At 64.9% G+C, this 18,070-nt stretch carries 20 protein-coding genes and 1 tRNA gene; 13 read left to right on the top strand and 8 right to left on the bottom strand.

Translation table 11 applies throughout. The annotated features are described in order from the left end of the window. Positions 1-674 (top strand): transposase (locus FBZ88_RS22765; protein ID WP_145619376.1); only part of this gene is annotated, 674 nt, incomplete at its 5' end. Between the two features lie 138 nt (positions 675-812). Here FBZ88_RS22765 and FBZ88_RS22760 read toward each other — a convergent pair. Next, positions 813-2,102: a hemolysin family protein gene (locus tag FBZ88_RS22760; RefSeq protein ID WP_145619375.1), complete on the bottom strand. Its 1,290-nt coding sequence runs from the start codon at positions 2,100-2,102 to the stop codon at positions 813-815. 291 nt (positions 2,103-2,393) lie between these two features. Here FBZ88_RS22760 and groES point away from each other — a divergent pair, with 291 nt between their 5' ends. The 3 genes from groES to FBZ88_RS22745 all read left to right on the top strand — a co-directional run bounded on the left by groES (position 2,394) and on the right by FBZ88_RS22745 (position 5,545). Further along, positions 2,394-2,681: a co-chaperone GroES gene (groES, locus tag FBZ88_RS22755; RefSeq protein ID WP_040848135.1), complete on the top strand. Its 288-nt coding sequence runs from the start codon at positions 2,394-2,396 to the stop codon at positions 2,679-2,681. Positions 2,682-2,785: 104 nt separating this feature from the next. Further along, positions 2,786-4,417: a chaperonin GroEL gene (groL, locus tag FBZ88_RS22750; RefSeq protein WP_145619374.1), complete on the top strand. Its 1,632-nt coding sequence runs from the start codon at positions 2,786-2,788 to the stop codon at positions 4,415-4,417. 225 nt (positions 4,418-4,642) lie between these two features. Continuing rightward, positions 4,643-5,545 (top strand): alpha/beta fold hydrolase, encoded by a 903-nt coding sequence (locus tag FBZ88_RS22745; protein ID WP_145619373.1) that lies wholly within the window; start codon positions 4,643-4,645, stop codon positions 5,543-5,545. A gap of 154 nt (positions 5,546-5,699) precedes the next feature. On the opposite strand, the gene FBZ88_RS22740 is transcribed toward FBZ88_RS22745, so the two are convergent. Then, positions 5,700-5,945 (bottom strand): DUF1150 family protein, encoded by a 246-nt coding sequence (locus tag FBZ88_RS22740; protein WP_088872263.1) that lies wholly within the window; start codon positions 5,943-5,945, stop codon positions 5,700-5,702. An 86-nt stretch (positions 5,946-6,031) separates the two neighbouring features. Further along, entirely contained in the window at positions 6,032-6,502 is a 471-nt protein-coding gene (locus FBZ88_RS22735; protein ID WP_145610969.1) for an Hsp20 family protein, read from the bottom strand. A gap of 700 nt (positions 6,503-7,202) precedes the next feature. Between FBZ88_RS22735 and FBZ88_RS22730 the strand changes: the two genes are divergently transcribed. After that, positions 7,203-7,793, top strand: a complete 591-nt coding sequence (locus FBZ88_RS22730) for a hypothetical protein (protein ID WP_145610970.1) — start codon at positions 7,203-7,205, stop codon at positions 7,791-7,793. 241 nt (positions 7,794-8,034) lie between these two features. Here the strand turns inward: FBZ88_RS22730 and folE are convergent, their stop codons facing one another. Then, positions 8,035-8,670 (bottom strand): GTP cyclohydrolase I FolE, encoded by a 636-nt coding sequence (gene folE / locus FBZ88_RS22725; protein WP_186464562.1) that lies wholly within the window; start codon positions 8,668-8,670, stop codon positions 8,035-8,037. Positions 8,671-8,861: 191 nt separating this feature from the next. Continuing rightward, a complete protein-coding gene (apaG, locus tag FBZ88_RS22720; RefSeq protein ID WP_040848143.1) occupies positions 8,862-9,254 on the bottom strand; it encodes a Co2+/Mg2+ efflux protein ApaG in 393 nt (130 codons plus the stop codon). A gap of 483 nt (positions 9,255-9,737) precedes the next feature. Between apaG and FBZ88_RS22715 the strand changes: the two genes are divergently transcribed. The 8 genes from FBZ88_RS22715 to FBZ88_RS22680 all read left to right on the top strand — a co-directional run bounded on the left by FBZ88_RS22715 (position 9,738) and on the right by FBZ88_RS22680 (position 15,960). After that, positions 9,738-10,361, top strand: a complete 624-nt coding sequence (locus tag FBZ88_RS22715; protein WP_145619372.1) for a GNAT family N-acetyltransferase — start codon at positions 9,738-9,740, stop codon at positions 10,359-10,361. Positions 10,362-10,504: 143 nt separating this feature from the next. Further along, positions 10,505-10,578: transfer RNA gene (locus FBZ88_RS22710), tRNA-Gly, on the top strand. A 213-nt stretch (positions 10,579-10,791) separates the two neighbouring features. Further along, positions 10,792-11,970, top strand: a complete 1,179-nt coding sequence (locus FBZ88_RS22705) for a tyrosine-type recombinase/integrase (protein ID WP_145619371.1) — start codon at positions 10,792-10,794, stop codon at positions 11,968-11,970. A gap of 21 nt (positions 11,971-11,991) precedes the next feature. Beyond that, on the top strand, positions 11,992-12,708 hold the full coding sequence (locus tag FBZ88_RS22700) for a DUF2285 domain-containing protein (protein ID WP_145619370.1): 717 nt from the start codon (positions 11,992-11,994) through the stop codon (positions 12,706-12,708). A 440-nt stretch (positions 12,709-13,148) separates the two neighbouring features. Continuing rightward, on the top strand, positions 13,149-13,397 hold the full coding sequence (locus FBZ88_RS22695; RefSeq protein ID WP_211102773.1) for a helix-turn-helix transcriptional regulator: 249 nt from the start codon (positions 13,149-13,151) through the stop codon (positions 13,395-13,397). Next, complete coding sequence (locus FBZ88_RS22690; protein WP_145619369.1) at positions 13,394-13,945, top strand: helix-turn-helix domain-containing protein; 552 nt, start codon at positions 13,394-13,396, stop codon at positions 13,943-13,945. Before FBZ88_RS22695 ends, FBZ88_RS22690 begins: the two co-directional genes overlap by 4 nt. 462 nt (positions 13,946-14,407) lie before the next feature. Beyond that, positions 14,408-14,644 (top strand): helix-turn-helix transcriptional regulator, encoded by a 237-nt coding sequence (locus FBZ88_RS22685; RefSeq protein WP_044562590.1) that lies wholly within the window; start codon positions 14,408-14,410, stop codon positions 14,642-14,644. Next, positions 14,644-15,960 (top strand): type II toxin-antitoxin system HipA family toxin, encoded by a 1,317-nt coding sequence (locus FBZ88_RS22680; protein ID WP_145619368.1) that lies wholly within the window; start codon positions 14,644-14,646, stop codon positions 15,958-15,960. Before FBZ88_RS22685 ends, FBZ88_RS22680 begins: the two co-directional genes overlap by 1 nt. Before the next feature lie 168 nt (positions 15,961-16,128). Here FBZ88_RS22680 and FBZ88_RS30375 read toward each other — a convergent pair whose 3' ends face one another. The 3 genes from FBZ88_RS30375 to FBZ88_RS22675 form a co-directional block, all read right to left on the bottom strand. Next, entirely contained in the window at positions 16,129-16,287 is a 159-nt protein-coding gene (locus FBZ88_RS30375; protein WP_186464561.1) for a GIY-YIG nuclease family protein, read from the bottom strand. A gap of 34 nt (positions 16,288-16,321) precedes the next feature. Then, a complete protein-coding gene (locus tag FBZ88_RS30595) occupies positions 16,322-16,552 on the bottom strand; it encodes a hypothetical protein (RefSeq protein ID WP_211102772.1) in 231 nt (76 codons plus the stop codon). A 180-nt stretch (positions 16,553-16,732) separates the two neighbouring features. Next, entirely contained in the window at positions 16,733-17,752 is a 1,020-nt protein-coding gene (locus FBZ88_RS22675; RefSeq protein ID WP_211102771.1) for a hypothetical protein, read from the bottom strand. Between the last annotated feature and the right edge of the window lie 318 nt (positions 17,753-18,070).

Here is an 18,070-nt window from a genome sequence, read left to right as displayed (position 1 = left end):
TGGGCAAGCGCGCCAAAACCGACCCCATCGACGCCGCCGTCATTACCCACTTCGTCGAGGCGACCAAGCCGGAGATCCGGCTTTTGCCGGACGCCCAAACCCAGATGTTCGCGGACATCGTCGCCAGGCGCCGGCAGATCATCGCCATGATCGTGGCTGAAAAGCAGCGCGAGAAACGGGCCACGGAACGCCTTCAGAAAAGCATCAAACGCTTGGTCAAAGCCCTGGAGAAGGAACTTGACCGTCTCGACCGCGATATTGATCGGGTCGTGCAAGCTTCCTCCGTCTGGTCCAAAAACGAGGGCCTGATGTCCTCTGTCCCTGGCGTCGGACCGAATATCGCCCGCACCCTCATGGCCGAACTGCCTGAACTCGGATCGCTCGACCGACGCCAGATCGCCGCCCTTGCCGGCCTCGCCCCCTGGACCCGTCAGTCAGGCCAATGGCGAGGCAAAAGCTTCATCGGTGGCGGAAGAGCGCCTGCCCGGTCGGCCCTCTTCATGGGCGCCATGGTCGCCGTTCAGCACAATCCCGTCCTGAAAGCCTTCCGCGACACGCTGCTGGCCGCCGGCAAGCCCAGAATGGTGGCCATCATCGCCGTCGCCAGAAAGCTGCTCACCATCCTCAATGCCATCATCCGGGATCAAAAGCCATGGGACCCCAAAACCGCTTGACCGCAAAGACAGTCGCTCACTTTCCAGTCCGCTTGCATTCCCCGGAAAGCTCCGGCGGACGCAGTCGCGTCCTAGCCCAGTTCCAAAAGGAACTGGGCCTCAAGTCGCGGAACGAGCAGAAGTGGCGCTTGTTGCGCCTCATTCCGCAGGCGGAATCACAAGGATCTTGTCGATGCGGCGGCCGTCCATGTCCACCACCTCGAACCGGTATCCCGCGTGGCTGATGCCTTCGCCCACGCGGGGCAGATGGCCCAGCTTGAACAGCAGGAAGCCGGCCAGGGTCAGGTAGTCGCCACCATCGCGCAGGCCCGGCAGATCCAGGACATGCGACGCTTCATCGATGTCCATGCGGCCGTCGATGAGCATGGAGCCGTCCTCCCGCCGCACGAACTCATCCTCGTCCACGTCGTGGGCCTCCGGCAGGTCGCCGGCGATGGATTCCAGGATGTCGGTCAGGGTGACGATGCCCTCGGCGCTGCCGTACTCGTCCACCACCAGGGCCATCTGCTGTCCGGAGGAGCGGAACAGTTCCAGCAGGCGCATGACCTGGGTGCCGTCGTGGACGATCAGGGCGGGGTTGGCCAATTTGCCCAGGTCCGGCGTTTCGCCCGCCAGAACGGCGTCCAGCACGGCCTTGGCGTGCAGCACGCCCACCACCTCGTCCAGGCTGCCGCGGCCGATGGGGAAGCGGCTGTGGTGGCTTTCCTGTATTTCTTTGGTCAGCTGATCGACGCCGTCGTTCAGGTCCAGCCACATGACATCCAGGCGCGGGGTCATGATGGCGCGTGCCGGCCGGTCGGACAGGCCCAGCACGCCCTCGATCATGCGCTTCTCCTCCGGCTCGAACACGCCGGCGGCGGTGCCCTCCGCGATCAGGCTTTTCACCTCTTCCTCGGTGACGGCGTTCTCCGGCTTGCCGGCGGCACCGAACAGCTTCAGCACAAGTTCGGTGGCGGCACCCAGGAACCAGGCCACGGGCGAGGCGACGCGCGACAGGCCCAGCAGGAAGGGGGCGGTCAGCACGGCGATGCGCTCGGTTGCGAACAGGGCCAGGCGCTTGGGCACCAGCTCGCCCACGATCAGCGACAGCAGGGTGATGCACACCACCACAAGGGCCACGGCGATGCTGTCGGCGTGTGGCGCCAGCGCCGGGATGGTGGCCAGGCTTTCGGCCAATGGTCCCGACAGGGTGGCACTGCCGAAGGCGCCCTCCACGATGGCGATCATGGTGATGCCGATCTGCACCGTGGACAGGAAGTGTGAGGGGCTGTCCTGCAGGGCCAGGGCCGTGCGGGCACCGCGCTGCCCCTTCTCCGCCAGCGCGGTCAGCCGGCTGCGCCGGGCGGACAGGACGGCCAGTTCGGACATGGCGAAAAAGCCGTTCAGCAGGATCAGCAGAACAAGGATGGCGACTTGCAGGTAAAGCATCAGGGCGGCGTCGGAGCCTGTCGGGGAGGGAAGGTACACGCGGCACGATAGCATGGACGGACAGTCTGTCGCGTCCCGCCATCACAGGGGCAGCTAAGTTTTACGGCTTATGCCTTCAAAACGGCGACGGGGCCAGGGGTGCCGCCATGACGTTTTCGCGACCATCGCCCCGTCCGCCGCAAGTGTCTTGATTCCCGATCGGACTCGTATTATCTCCGCTAGCACTCACCGGGGTTGAGTGCTAACAGCAGGCTCAACCCCACAGCTTTTGCCTTTTAAGGGAGAGATCCTATGAAGTTCCGTCCGCTGCACGACCGGGTGGTGGTGCGCCGCGTCGAAAGTGAGCAGAAGACCGCCGGCGGCATCATCATCCCCGACACCGTCAAGGAAAAGCCCCAGGAGGGCGAGGTCGTCGCCGTGGGCCCCGGCGCCCGTGACGAGCAGGGCAAGCTGATCGCCCTGGACGTGAAGGCTGGTGATCGCGTGCTGTTCGGCAAGTGGTCCGGCACCGAGGTCAAGATCGATGGGGCCGAATACCTCATCATGAAGGAATCCGACATCCTGGGCATCGTCGCCTGATTGGATGACCGGGCTGGCCGACCCTGACGGGTCGCCGCCTGTCGTGTTCCCCTCAAAGCCATCGCGGGCCTCATGAGGCCCCGGAAATTCAAGGAAGAGAGATTATGGCTGCCAAGGAAGTGAAGTTTGGCGTCGATGCGCGCAACCGCATGCTGCGCGGCGTGGACATCCTGGCCGACGCGGTGAAGGTGACCCTGGGTCCCAAGGGCCGCAACGTCGTCATCGAGAAGAGCTTCGGCGCCCCGCGCATCACCAAGGACGGCGTCAGCGTCGCCAAGGAGATCGAGCTGGCCGACAAGTTCGAGAACATGGGCGCCCAGATGGTGCGCGAAGTGGCCTCGAAGACCAACGACATCGCCGGTGACGGCACCACCACCGCCACCGTGCTGGCCCAGGCCATCGTGCGCGAAGGCGCCAAGGCCGTGGCCGCCGGCCTGAACCCGATGGACGTGAAGCGCGGCATCGACCTGGCCGTGACCGCCGTCATCAACGACATCAAGGGCCGTTCCAAGAAGATCTCGACCAATGCCGAGATCGCCCAGGTCGGCACCATCTCCGCCAACGGCGAGGCCGAGATCGGCGAGATGATCGCCCGCGCCATGGAAAAGGTGGGCAACGAGGGCGTCATCACGGTGGAAGAGGCCAAGAGCTTCGACACCGAGCTGGAAGTTGTCGAGGGCATGCAGTTCGACCGCGGCTACCTGTCGCCGTACTTCGTGACCAACGCCGACAAGATGACGGCCGAGCTGGAAAGCCCGTACATCCTGCTGCACGAGAAGAAGCTGGGCAGCCTGCAGCCGCTGCTGCCGGTGCTGGAAGCCGTCGTGCAGTCCGGCCGTCCGCTGCTGATCGTGTCGGAAGACGTGGAAGGCGAGGCGCTGGCCACCCTGGTGGTGAACAAGCTGCGCGGCGGCCTGAAGATCGCCGCCGTGAAGGCCCCGGGCTTCGGCGACCGCCGCAAGGCGATGCTGGAGGACATGGCCATCCTGACCGGCGGCCAGGTCATCTCCGAAGACCTGGGCATCAAGCTTGAGAACGTGTCGCTGGACATGCTGGGCACCGCCAAGAAGGTGGTGATCACGAAGGACGCGACCACGATCGTGGACGGCGTCGGCGCCAAGGCCGACATCGAGGCGCGCATCGGCCAGATCAAGGCGCAGATCGAGGAGACCACCTCGGACTACGACCGTGAGAAGCTGCAGGAGCGTCTGGCGAAGCTGGCGGGCGGCGTTGCCGTCATCCGCGTCGGCGGCGCCACCGAGGTCGAGGTGAAGGAGCGCAAGGACCGCGTTGACGACGCCATGCACGCCACCCGCGCCGCGGTGGAAGAGGGCGTGGTGGCCGGCGGCGGCACCGCCCTGCTGTACGCGACCAAGGCCCTGGACGGCCTGAAGCCGGCCAACGACGATCAGCGCGTGGGCGTGGACATCATCCGCAAGGCCCTGCAGGCCCCGGTGCGTCAGATCGCCTTCAACGCCGGCACCGACGGTTCCATCGTCGTCGGCAAGCTGCTGGACCAGTCCAGCGCCGACTTCGGCTACAACGCCCAGACCGGTGAGTTCGGTGACATGTTCGCCTTCGGCGTCATCGACCCGACGAAGGTGGTCCGTACCGCCCTGCAGGACGCGGCCTCCGTGTCCGGCCTGCTGATCACCACTGAGGCGATGGTCGCCGAGAAGCCCGAGAAGAAGGCCGCTCCGGCCGGCGCCCCGGGCATGGGTGACATGGACTTCTAATTCGTCCGCCAGACGAAATGGAAATGAGAGGGCCGGCTTCCGAAAGGGGGCCGGCTCTTTTCTTATGCGCCGACTCTTATGCGCCGACGGGGCCTTGCCGCCGCTCGCGCGTGACGCTCCGGCGGTACCGCCGGCGGGCATCCTGGCCTTTCGGCGGGCTTGGCAGCGGGGACGCGGCGGAGTTTCATTAGAGGCCCCATCCCCCGCGTGACAGGCGGTGCGCCCATGGCCTTGCTGGACGGTTTCACCCATCATCGCATCGCCACCGGCGCGGTGGACATCCATGTGGCTCAGGGCGGCCAGGGGCCGCCCCTGCTGCTGCTGCACGGCTTTCCCGAGACGCACGCCATGTGGCGCCTGGTGGCACCGGAACTGGCGCGACGATACACGGTGGTGGCGGCCGACCTGCGCGGTTACGGCGACAGCGACAAGCCGGCGGACGCGGGCGACACCGGGCACGCGCTCTATTCCAAGCGGGCGATGGCGGCTGACATGGTGGCGGTGATGACCGCCCTGGGTCATCCCCGCTTCCGCTTGGCGGCGCACGACCGGGGCGCCCGCGTGGCGCACCGCCTGGCGCTGGACCATCCGGACCGGGTGGAACGGCTGTGCCTCATGGACATCGTGCCCGGCTCCGTCGTCTACGGCACGGTGGACCAGCGTGTGGCCACCGCCTATTGGCACTGGTTCTTCCTGATCCAGCCAGCGCCCTTTCCGGAACGGCTGCTGGGTCTCGACGCCGAATTCGTGCTGACCAGCGCGCTGCGCGGCCTGTCGCCCCATGCCGGCCAAGGTGAGGCGTCGCCTTTCCCGCCAGCGGTGATGAAGGAATACCTGCGCTGCTTCCGGGACCCCGCGACCCTGCACGCCATGTGCGAGGACTACCGCGCGGGGGCCGGAATCGACCTGGCGCACGAGGCGGAGGACCGGCGGCTGGGCCGGCGCATCCAGTGCCCGACACTGGTCCTATGGGGGAAGAAGGGACTCGTGGGCCGCGCCTACGACCCGCTGGCCGTGTGGGGGGAGGTCTGTCGCGACCTCAAGGGCGAGGCCCTGGACTGCGGCCATTTCCTACCCGAAGAGCGCCCGCAGGATGTCCTGCGCGCGCTCTTGGATTTCATGGGTTAGGGGATCGAGCTAGGGGAGCGGCACCGCCCTTATTCCCCCTTTTCCGGGGCCCCGATGGGGGCCACCGGAGACTTCAGGGGAGCGTGGCGGACTGGACGTCGAGGAGAAGCCAAGGGGGGCGATGCGCCACCTTGCGGTTGGCGGGGCGCTTGGCTCAATGCACCCGCTGGGGTTCCATGTCGTGCTGGCGGACGGAGGCCAGCGCCACTTCGGGGGAGGCGGCCACGGCCAGCGGCGTGCCGTCGGCGGCGTGGATGGCATAGCCCAGGATGCCCTGGGTCACCACCGGCTTCACATAGGCCAGGACGTTCACGCCGAAGGCGGCGAAATCCTGGGTGGACAGGTGGCGCAGGGCGTCGGGGCTCAATGTCTGGAATTCGGTGTCGAAGCTGTCGGTCATGATGTCACTCGCTTTTCGCAACGTGAGGAAAGACAGGCTTTTGGAAGCCCTGTCAGGGTGAAGGCGGAAAATGGCCCGATCTGGGATCAACCGGGGCTTTTGTCGGGCGAAACGTCGATTGTCTGGGGCTCGGGCGTGCCTTCGCCGGCGCCGCTGATCTTGATGGTGCGCACCTTGGGCTCCGGAATGGGCCGGCGCAGGTCGATGTGCAGCAGGCCATTATCCAGGCTGGCGCCCAGAACCTCGATGCCGTCGGCCAGGACGAAGCTGCGCTGGAACTGCCGGGCGGCGATGCCGCGGTGCAGGTAGATGCGCGACTTGTCGTCCTGCTGGCGGCCGCGGATGATCAGCTGGTTGTCCTCCGTCTGCACCTGCAGGTCGTCGAAGGTGAAGCCGGCCACGGCCAAGGAGATGCGCAGACCGTCTTCGCCGACCTGCTCGATATTGTAGGGGGGATAGCCCTCGGCGGCGGACTTGGAAATCCGGTCGAGCGTGCGTTCGAACTGGTCGAAACCCAGCAGAAAGGGGCTGTTCAGGAACGAGACGCGGGTATTCATGATGTCGGCAACCTCCTCCAACGAGCGAGTATGCGGGGGCGGCCTCCGCGCCGGGCTTCATCCGAACCCGGTGCCTTCGGCCCGCTGCTTGGCGGCCCGGAACGGCACCGCCTCACGACATACATGGGTACCGTCTCTGGCGCTTCAAGACAAGCGCCGGCGCGCGGGGCGGGCTGAGGAGCGGTGGGGCAATCGTGGCAGGGACGGCTGGGGCGCACCCCTCCTGTGATCACGATCATGGCGAGGCGCACATGCCTTTCGGCCAGGGGGAAGGGCGGGATTCAGATACCCCCAGAAACTGTGGATAAGTCTGTGAAAGGGTGGTGCCGGGGCCAGGAGTCCCGGGGCTCTGCGCTCTTTGCTCAAGAAATAGGCAATAAAAGCAAGTTATTGAAATTAAACGATATTAAAGGCAATACGTTTGCGCCGCCGGGGGTATTTCCTTATCGCGAAGGGCCATGGCGGCCCCTGATTCGGCCTTGACAGGCTTGTGGACCGCCAGGCAGCAGGGGCCGCGCCGGGGAGAGGGGAGATTCCTTGAGGCTAGGCCCTCCGTCGGGGGATTCGAGTCGCGCCGTCATGTGTCTTCCCTGCCGTTGGTAGGGGTTTATCTCCGGCGTCGCGCTTGATCGGCCGCCGGGGTCATGACACAAGCATTGCCAGCTACCATTCAGGCTTACCGCCTTTTTCGAGGTGACCCATGCGTCGTCTGTTCTTGGCCCTTGTTCTCGGTCTGCTGGTCGTGGCACCCGCCGGCGTGGGCGTACGATCGGCCTGGGCCCAGTCGGGCGGTTTCGGCTTCGCCGATGAGACACCCATCACCCTGAACGTGGCCGAGATCGAGGTGGTGAACGATTACGTGTCGCCCATGAAGCCACCCAACATCGAATATCAGCTGCAGCTGACCCCGGCCGAGGTGGTGCGCCTGTGGGTGCAGGACCGGCTGAAGGCCGCCGGCTCCAGCGGCAAGGCCCGGGTCGTCATCAAGAACGCCAGTATCGTGGAGGTGAACCTGCCCCGCACCACCGGCGTGAAAGGGTGGTTCACCACCGACCAGTCGCAGCGGTATGACGGCCGGGTGGAGGTGGAGATCCAGGTGGACATGCCGGCCAAGGGCTATGCCGGCAGCACCTCGGTGGTGGTGACCTCCAGCCAGTCGGTATCTGAGGATGTGACCCTGAACCAGCGGGAAAAGACCTGGTCGCAGCTGGTGCGCGACATGGCCCGCGACATGGACGCCCAGCTGGCCAAGGGCATCCGCGACAACCTGTTCGCGGCCATGATTCTCTGAATTCCTCAAGCGCCGGCAAGGGCCATCCGGCCCTTTGGCCATCCTTGATTTCCAGTCCGCTACGCTCCCGGAAATCTCCGGCGGCCCCGGTCGGGGCCCAGAAAAAAAGCAAGAGCGGCGGGTATGAACAAAAGAAAAGGCCGGTGGCGCTGCTTCATGCGCCATCGGCCTTTTTCGTTGGCGGCCCAGGGGCGGCCCAGGGGCGGCCCGGGGGCGGCCCGGGGGCGGCCCGGGGGCGGCCTCAGAACATGCTGCCGGCCGGGCTGGGATTGCCGATCATGGCTAGGAACTCGCGGCGGGTGCTGGGGTCGCTGCGGAAGGCGCCGAGCATGCGGCTGGTGACCATGGACACGCCGGGCTTGTGCACCCCGCGGGTGGTCATGCACTGGTGCGACGCCTCGATCACCACGGCCACGCCCAGGGGCTGCAGCACCTCGTCGATGGTGTTGGCGATCTGCGAGGTCATCTTCTCCTGGATCTGCAGGCGCTTGGCGTAGACCTCCACCACCCGCGCCAGCTTGGAGATGCCAACCACGCGCGACCGGGGCAGGTAGGCCACGTGGGCCACGCCGATGATGGGCACCATGTGGTGCTCGCAATAGCTTTCGAAGCGGATGTCGCGCAGCACGACCATCTCGTCGTAGCCGTCGGTCTCCTCGAACGTGCGGGCCAGCAGTTCCATGGGGTCGGAGGCATAGCCGGCGAAGAATTCCTCATAGCTGCGGACCACGCGGTCGGGCGTGCCCAGCAGGCCTTCGCGCGTGGGATCGTCGCCCGCCCAGCGCAGCAGGGTGCGGACCGCTTCCTCCGCTTCCTCCCGGCTGGGGCGGCCTTGGGCCACCACGGTGCGGCGCCCGTGGACCGGCCCGGCCAGGATCTTGTCGGCAGGGGTGTTTTTGGCGTGGGTCACGGTGTTTCTCCCTCGGGCGGGCTGGCTTGGTTGGTGACGGGGCGTGTAGGCCCGGATTCGGGACCATATGGTCGGATTCTGTACAAGCACGGGCGCGGGTCCGTCTGTGACAGCGGTCGGCCTGGTCTCGTGCCTTTATCTACGAGCGGGCGAGGCTGTCAGTTCAGCGCCCCGCGTTCATGGGGGCTATCCAGCGAAAAGGCCGGGATGCGCACGTCGAACCGGCTGCCGTCCGTACGCTCCATCTGATAGCTACCGACCATGATGCCGGACGGCGTGCTCAGTGGGGTGCCGCTGGTGTATTCAAAGGATTGCCCGGGGCTCAGCACCGGCTGCTCGCCCACCACGCCGGCGCCCCGCACCTCCTGCACCCGGCCGCGGGCGTCGGTGATGTGCCAGTGGCGGCTGCGCAGTTGCACCGTCTCGCCGCCGGTGTTCTCGATTCGCACGGTGTAGGCCCAGACGTAATGACCTTCCCCTGGGGACGATTGGTCCTCCAGGAACTCGGGGCGCACGCTGACCCGGATGGCGTGGGTGGTTTCACTGTACATGCGACATGTCTTTCAGGGCGTTCTTCCCGTGTCGCCGGCCGGCGGCTGGTTGGCCCAGCGCCCGGTTGGTCCGCGACAAAATCTCCTGTTCCACCCTTCTTAGGCCTGTTCGCGGCCAATCTCCAGGATCTTGGGCGCGGGGATGGCAGGCGGTGGCCCTGCATAGCGAAGGGGGATGGCCCCCCAGCAATGCGGAGAGCGGGAGGCCGATCCCAACCCAGCGGGGATCAGACCCAAAAAACCCGCTTGCGCCCGGGGGGGCTTGGCCTCATATAGGCCCTCAGGTGCAACTACCGACGGCGCGTTACATGTACGCCAGCCTCCTCCTTCGACGACGATCCTCCGGTCGCCTGCTGTGCGGGCGACAGGGTCGTATCACGGCCGGATGCTGACGCGTCGCCCCACTCCTGGCGACGCCCCTCGGTTCCGGTCTCTAGGCGCCCACCGCGCCATCGTTTTAGAGAACCGGGACACCCCAATCGTATGATCCTGACGACTGAGCTGCCGGCGCACGCCGGCGCCATCGAACGCCTGCTCGACACCGCCTTCGGACCGAAGCGCAAAGCCAAGACCGTTTACCGCCTGCGCCGTGGCGTCGCCCCCGTGGCCGACCTGTGCATGGTGGCGCTGGATGAAGACGCGCCGGGCTACTCCGCCGCCCAGCCGCGCCTGGTGGCCTCCATCCGCTATTGGCCGGTGATGGCCGCCGACGGCACCATGACCCTGATGCTGGGCCCCATCGCCGTGGCCGAGGATTACCGGTCCGCCGGCCTGGGCGGCCAGCTGATCCGCGCCAGCCTGGCCCGGGCCGAGGCGCTGGGCTATGCCAGCGTCCTGCTGGTGGGCGACGCCCCCTATTACAACCGCTTCGGCTTCACCCGCCAGCCGGTGCTGGGCCTTAAGCTGCCGGGCCCGGTGGAACTCGACCGTTTCCTGGGCCTGGAGTTCATCCCTGGATCGCTCAGCAACGCCCACGGCATGCTGGGCCGCGCCCTGGCCCGCACGGCCGTTCCCGCCGCGACGGCCGAAACCGCCGTGGGCGAGGCCCCCACGGCCGAGACTGGCATGACGAAGCTGGCCCGCCCGCGCCGGAGGGCGGTTCGCTGAACCATCCGGCCCCCCGGCCAATTGCAACGGCCGGGACCCGTGACCGACGTGCCCCTGAGGGGCGATGTTTCCCGCGTTTCCAAGCGGCGGCCCTACTGCCGCTTGAACGCCGCCCCGGAAAGCCCTATAAGCTCCTTCCCGGCGCGGGTGTAGCTCAATGGTAGAGCAGAAGCTTCCCAAGCTTACGACGAGGGTTCGATTCCCTTCACCCGCTCCAACAACTTCCCTAGAAAATCAGCCACTTAGCGCCCCGGCGCTATGCCGGATGGGGCCGCGTTGTGCCTGATTCTGCCCCATGCTAGCTTACACCAGTGCTTACACGGCGGCGGTGTAAGCAGGTCGGAAGCCAGCTCCGCGAATCGCCCTGGTGGCCGATCGACCTCTTGGACCGCCCATGTAAGCGCCTTTGTGTAAGCAGGGGTGCCCAGCCATGGCCCGTGTCCGCCTTACCAAGACCCTCGTGGATGAGCTGCAGCCGCCGGAGAAGGGGCAGAGCTTCGTCTGGGATAGCGAGGTGGCCGGCTTCGCCGTGCGCGCCACGGCCAGCGGCGCCAAGGCCTGGGTGGTGCAGATGCGGGTGCGCGGCGGCAAAGAGCGGCGCATGGTCATCGGCTTTTGCCACAAGCTGCCGCTGGACAAGGCCCGGCAGGAGGCCCGCAAGGTCATCGCCGCCGCCGATCTGGGCCGCGACCCGGCGCAGGAGCGCCGAGAGGCCCGCGAGGTCAAACCCGACACCAACCCCACCCTGACGGAATTCGCCGAGCGGTGGATGGAGGAGGTGGCGGGCCGCCGCAACCGGGCCGGCACCATCAAGAACCGCCGCCTGCTGCTGAAGAACCACATCCTGCCCCACTTGGGCGAGAAGCGCCTGGCCGACATCGGCCGGCGGGACATCGAGGACATGCACCACCGGGTGTCGCAGAAATTCCCCGTGGCCGCCAACCGCGCCGTCTCCCTCTGTTCCGCCCTGTTCGCCACGGCGGAGCGCTGGGGTCTATTGACCGAGAACCCGGCCACCAAGGTGGAGCGCAACACGGAGGAGGGGCGCGAGCGCTACCTGACCCCGGAGGAAATCGCCCGCCTGCGCACCGCCCTGGACCAGAGCCCGGCCCAGGACTCGGCCGACGTGGTGCGCCTGCTGCTGCTGACCGGCGCGCGGGTGGGCGAGGTGTTGGCCATGCGCTGGGACCAGGCCGACCTCGCGGCCGGGGTGTGGAGCAAGCCGGCCGCCACCACCAAGCAGAACAAGACCCACCGCGTGCCCCTGTCGCCGGCGGCGGTGGAGGTGCTGGCTAAGCGGCAGCAGGCCGCCAAGACGTCCCCATGGGTGTTCCCGGGGCGGGAGGGCCCCGCGCACCACATGACCACCGTGCGCACCTTCTGGACGGCCGTGTGCAAGCGGGCGGGCATCCAGGCCGTGCGCATCCACGACCTGCGCCACACCTTCGCCAGCCTGCTGGTGTCGTCCGGTGAAAGCCTGCCGGTGGTGGGCGCCCTGCTGGGCCACACCCAGGCCAAGACCACCAGCCGCTATGCCCACCTGCTGGACGACCCCCTGCGCCGCGCCGCCGAACGGGTGGCCGCGATCACCAGCGGCGGCAAGCTGTAGGGGTGGGTAGGGGCACGGGGCATGATCGACCGGACCTTCCTCATCCGCCTGCCCGACTTGGCTGAGGAATTGCCCCAGCATTTCTTTCGCACCGTGCCGTGGCCCGATTGGCGGGAAGCTGGCGACTATCAAGCCATTGAGGAGCATTTCGCGGCGGCCGTGGCTCGACGGGAGGCGTTTGAACGGAATTGGGACCAATACGGGGGGATGCCGGAAAGGCTGCGGCACATCCTGGGCTATGACCGGCAGGAGTCGGAAACCAAGGCCCGGATCACCCACGATCCCGCCTACGACTATCACGCCGCGTGGGAGTTCCTGCGCCGGAACCAGGGCTACCAGCGCGATTGGGCGATATGGAGCCGGGCCCGGGAACGGGCACAGGGGAACGAGGCGGCGGGGCGACACCGACTCGACGCCGAAGACGCCATTCGTGAGCGCTACGGGATCGATACCGACTTCGACAAGCCCGCCGACCCGTTCACCGGCGGCATGCCCAAATTCATGAAGATCGCGCAGGTGCCGACCCGGAAATTCCGCCGGTCGGTACAAAACTACACCTCGTATCTCCGGGTGCTGGACGGCCTGGCGGCGGGCGCCAGACGGTCGGAAATCGCGGCCGTCGTCTTTCCTGGGGAGGGCGGCAAGAAGCGGTTGGAGCGCGCTGTGGCGGTTTCACAGGCGCTGGTCGGTGGCGGCTATCGTGAGATCGCCACCCGGCACCGGGATTGGCTTTCCTGAACGTCGGCCCTCGCCTTGATGCCGTGTGTCGCCCCAATCTGGATGTGTGCTCGCCCTTTTTCCCTGTGTGCCGGCCATTCGGGGTGTGTGCAGGCTGTTTTCCGCCGTGTGTCACGGAAGGGGGCTTGCGGGGCCGATTATCGGTAAAACCCCTCTCAGGGTTTCTGCGCCTTTCACAGCGGCTTTGAACTCTGAGGTGAAAGTGCAGGATACGCATTTTGTGCTACAAAATGCGCCCGCTCGCCCCGGTGGCGAGATGCCGGCGAGCCGGCAATCCTCCGCTGAAGCGGAGGGGGAGGGGTTGCCAAGAGAGCGCCGGCATGGGCGCGTCTTCGCTGCCCCGACAGCCACCAGGACGCACCCGAGAATTTATTTCGGGGCGGACAGCATGCGATCCCTGTGAACAATGGGGGGCCTCGACCAATCACGAGGCATCCCCGATGGCATACAAGAAGAAACCGGCGCCCCTTCCCGTCATGGCCGCCGGCCCCATCCCTCGCCTGCTTACGCCGGAGGAGGCGGGGCAGCTGATGGGCGTAGCGCCTCAGACCCTGGCCCACTGGCGGGCGCGGGGCAGCGGCCCCGCTTATGTCCTGCTGTCGGCGCGCTGTGTGCGCTATGACGAGGCGGTGCTGCGCACCTGGCTGGAGAGTCGGGTGCAGGCCTCGACGGCGGAGAACGTCCGATGAGCCGGGGCCGGCGTGTGGCCCTGGAGGGCGTCCAGGGTGAGTTGTTCAAGGCGCGCACCACTTGGTTTCACGTCCTGCATGCCATGATCGAGAACGGGGAATGCGCGACGTTGAAGCCCTATGCCACCGTCGTCTATCTGGTCATCAAGGCCCACGCCAATTTCCGCGACGGCACATCCTTTCCCAGCGTGGAAACCATCGCCGGCAAGGCAGGTATCAGTCGCCGCCAGGTGGTGAAGTCGCTTCAGGCATTGGAGATGGCCGGATATCTCAGCCGTGAGCGGCGCGGCCGGCGGAACCATTACCGGGTGCGGGAGAAGGTGGAGATCCGTGACCCGGCCGGCATGCCGGCGGCTGTCGCCACTTGGGACTATCTGCCCAGCACCTTCATGGACGCGCTGGACCAATTGCGCGCCATCCTGGCCAAGGGTGCCCACGCGCCCGAGGCCCCACGCCTGGTGGTGATCAAGAACCTGAACATGAACGTGCAGATCAACGCCGGGAATGGCATCCAGACCATCCAGGTCGCGGCTGACGGGGGTGAATAGGTGCATATGGTGCACCTATCGCCCTGTGGATAAGGCACCCGATTGGTGCACCATATGCACCTGATACCCTCCGAATCAGTGCACCATATGCCCCCTAACGAGAGTCTTTAACGAGGTGCCAAAGGGGGCGGCGCGTAGCGCCATCCCGCGCGCGGCGAAGCGCCGCCCCCTTTGGCTCATCCCTCTACAGTCCCCCTTCGGCGCGGCGGCCCTGTGGATGAATTGCATTCGGGTAGGTGCTGGCCGCTGCGTTCAGCATTCATGGGGTCGGGTTGATCCGGGCATCAGCGTTGAAGGCGGCACCGCCGCCAAAGGGGCCGCCGCTCCGCCAGCTTTTGAGGGCGCTCCGCGTCGTCCCCTTTGGCTCAGCGCTATATCCATAGGCGCTTATCCGCCTAATTTGACTTTAGGCGCTTTTTCGCCTACTGTCACCTTAGGCGCAATTCCGCCTTGGGGAAGACTATGGGCATCCGCAGCAACACCGATCTTGGCCACACCCTGCGCCAGATGCGCCAGGCCGCCGGTCTGACCCAGGCGCAGTTGGGCGACAAGGCCAGCCTGCGTCAGCGGACCATCTCGGATGTGGAGCAAGGGCGGGGCTGCACCACGGAAACGCTGTTCGCCCTGCTGACGGCCCTGGGCGCCGAAATCACGGTGGACGCCCGCCGCGTTACCGACTTCATACCGGGCAACTACTGATGCCCAGCACTTCTCGCAGCCTTAAGGACCGGCTGGACGTCTATCTGGGGCGCAGTCTGGTGGGCGTCCTGGTGCGCGGTGGTGGCGGTGATGTCTCCTTCACCTATGACCGCGACTGGCAAGCCCGTGCCGATGCCCTGCCGGTATCGCTCAGCCTGCCCCTGCAGGCCAAGGCCCATACCGGCCTGGCCGTGGCCGCCTATTTCGACAACCTCTTGCCCGACAGCGACGCCATCCGCGCCCGCATCGCCATGCGCGAGGGGGCGGCATCCGACCGGCCGTTCGACTTGCTGGCCGCCATCGGCCGGGACTGTATCGGCGCCCTGCGCTTCCTGCCCCCTGGCGCCGACCCCGGGGACCCGACCCGTATGGAGGCTGACGAGGTGTCGGTGGCGGAGATCGCCCGCCGCCTGCGCCACCTGAAATCCGCCCCCCTGGGACGCGAGCAGGGTGACGATGATTTCCGTATCTCCATCGCCGGCGCCCAGGATAAGACGGCCTTCCTGCGCCTGCCCTCGGGCGCCTGGGCCATTCCCCGGGGGGCCACGCCCACCTCGCACATCTTCAAGCCCCCCATCGGCCTGACGGAGGGCCGGGTGGACCTGTCGGACAGCGTGGAAAACGAATGGCTGTGCCTGGCCCTATGCCGCGCCCTGGGCCTGCCCGTCGCCAACGCCGCCATCGAGCGGTTTGAGGATGTCACGGTGCTGGTGGTGGAACGGTTCGACCGCCGGCCGGTGGAGGGCGTCCTCTATCGCCTGCCGCAGGAAGACCTCTGCCAGGCCCTGGGCGTGCCCAGCAGCCAGAAGTATGAGGATCGGGGCGGCCCCGGCATCGCCCAGATCCTGAAGCTGCTGGCCCGCAGCGACACCCCCGACCAGGACCGGCGGAATTTCCTGAAGGCCCAAATGGTGTTCTGGCTGCTGTCCGCCCCCGACGGCCACGCCAAGAACTTTTCCATCTTCCTGACCCCCGGCGGCTTCCGCCTGACGCCGCTCTATGATGTGATGTCGGCCATCCCTTATGGCGCCACCTCCCGCGCGTTCGACCCCGCCCGGGTCAAGCTGGCCATGGCGGTGGGGCGCAACCGCCATTACCGGGTGCGGGACATCGCCTTGCGTCACTGGCGCCAGACGGCCGAGGCGGCCGGGCTGGCGGAGGGTGTCGTTGAGGAGATCATCGCCGAGTTGCGTGCCGACTTGGGCGCCACGCTCCGGAGCCTTCGGCCTAGCCTGGGCGATCATGTATCGGCGGACCGGGTGGATCGGCTTTTCGATCACCTCGCCCATAGCGTTAAGAGCCTGGCGGTTGCCTAAAGGGCGACAGGGACGGAGTCGCTGGTCCCGGACACGCCTGGGCCCCATTCAGCCGGCCGTTGCGAATCATCAATTCCGCGCAACGACGTGCCTGAAATTACCAACGCCCCTTGGCCTTCACCGTGCCGCGGCGCCCGGCGGCCGGCACCGCTTTGTTACCCGCATAGATCAGCCGCTCAAACTTGCCCAGGCGGCCAACTGGGCCTCGGGCTCATAGGCGAGGAACGGGGCGTTCCCGCCGGTGTAGTGGATCAGATAGAGGCCGGCCCCGTTGAAACGGGTGATGGTCGCCAGCGGGGCGCCGGGTCGATCAAGCAAGGCCTTCACCGCGTAGGGTTCATCCTAGGGGCCAGTAAAATTATCAACGTTTGCTTGCAGATAGTTTTTTTGTGGCGTCTATGACGACTATATCAGACGCCCGTTCACCCAGTGCGCGTCTCTGAGATTGTATTTGTTTTATCTGTTCAAGCTTTTTTCCAAGATCTCCAAAATCCATGACAACAAAAATACCGTGATCTGTGGAGGAGGCGTTTAGGTAGATTTCAAGTTGCTTTTCATAGCCGTGACGCACGGTTCCGCTAGAGCGTTTCATCTCGACAAGAATTCTTGTCTTGTATCCGTTAGAGAATTTAAAATCTATTGGACCTCCGCCCATGTTGGCTTCAGGAGAGATGTCCACATTGTTTGCGCGACAATAGGCATCAGCAATTGCGTAGTAAATGAGCTGAGCGGCGCGTTCCTTTTTGGGTTTATCATCTATCCATAGCTCTTCTCAAAGATTGCCATTTTCGACGTGCTGCTTAAAAAAGGCTAGCGTGTCATGAACTAACTTCATTATTTCGCTTGGACCCTTTGTGAGGTCGTATTGAGCAAATTGCGTTAGTTCCTCGAATCCTGTCGCAAATATTGCCTTCATTTTATAGTAGGCAAGAGCATCCACGTTAGGGTCATAGGTGCGAACGTGCTCCTTAACGGCTTCTAAGAATTCTTGAAAACTCTTGGGGGATTGAAGAGCGATTTCCCGTAATACCCTTTTTCTGTCAGCAACAGTTGGCTTAGCGATGTCCGCCAGCATCGAATTCACAGCTTGCCTTATGTAGGCGCTCTGTGTGACTGCGGCTTCGATATCAATCCAATCATTTGCAATTGGCAGTTCCCGAACAATATCTTTCGGTACGAGGATAATGAATTTTCTCTTGCCGTTTTTGTCTACAACGCAAGGCAGTGGATGTCCTGGAAGTACCGTTCCGAGCATTAGTGGGATGCCACTAGCCTCACAGAATTCTTTAGTGATCTGCGCGAGTTGCTCAATAATTACCCTGGTAGTGAAGTCGCTGATCGTATCGGGGCCAACATATTCCTCAAAGAAACCCATGAGAGATATCATCTCTGGATCTTTCGAGCCAAGCGCGACAATCTCTTTAGATGTCCGCAGAATGGCGTCGCGCACCTCTTCGGGGCGTGAGCTGCCAGACCGCCCGCTCCCCCCGTATCCAAGACCATTTTCCGGGGGTTCGCGGAGGTCTAGTAGCTTTTCGGCACCTTTCCATGCCGCATCACCCTCTTTATCAGAGATAGCAACCAGCCGAACGAAGTTGCCGAAGTGTTTCTTGAAGGCGGCTACACCGTCGGTTGCGATGGTTCTGTTTGACGATTTTTCAAGCAGAACTGGGTCAATGAAGAGTTGGGTATCAACGTCGATGAATGGGTTGATCAGTCCAGCGGCGTCGAGAAGCGAGGGCGCAATACCGAAATAGGTAGAAAATAAAGTCGGGTTTTGGACGCGTGCCATCGTGCATTTCCCCACATCGCATGTTCCCCGATTGTTCCACACAATCTTTGCGCGGACAAGTGCACCGGCCTATTTCTGCGTGTAGAGATGAGGTGGGTGTCGGCTGTCGATCGAATGCCCAGTGCTAACGCCCCTGATGCGGCAGCCTCTTACAAAATAGCTTACATCGAATAACTTGCAGAAAAAATATCATTTAATATCAAAATGTTACATTTATAAACCGCAAGCCTCCCAAGCTTACGACGAGGGTTCGATTCCCTTCACCCGCGCCAGTTTCGGCCGACCGGTTTTCGCCGTTGCTTGCCTTGCGCGCGGCTC

The organism is Nitrospirillum bahiense (assembly GCF_007828025.1).
GTDB lineage: Bacteria > Pseudomonadota > Alphaproteobacteria > Azospirillales > Azospirillaceae > Nitrospirillum > Nitrospirillum amazonense.
This window is presented reverse-complemented; position numbering and strand designations above follow the sequence as displayed.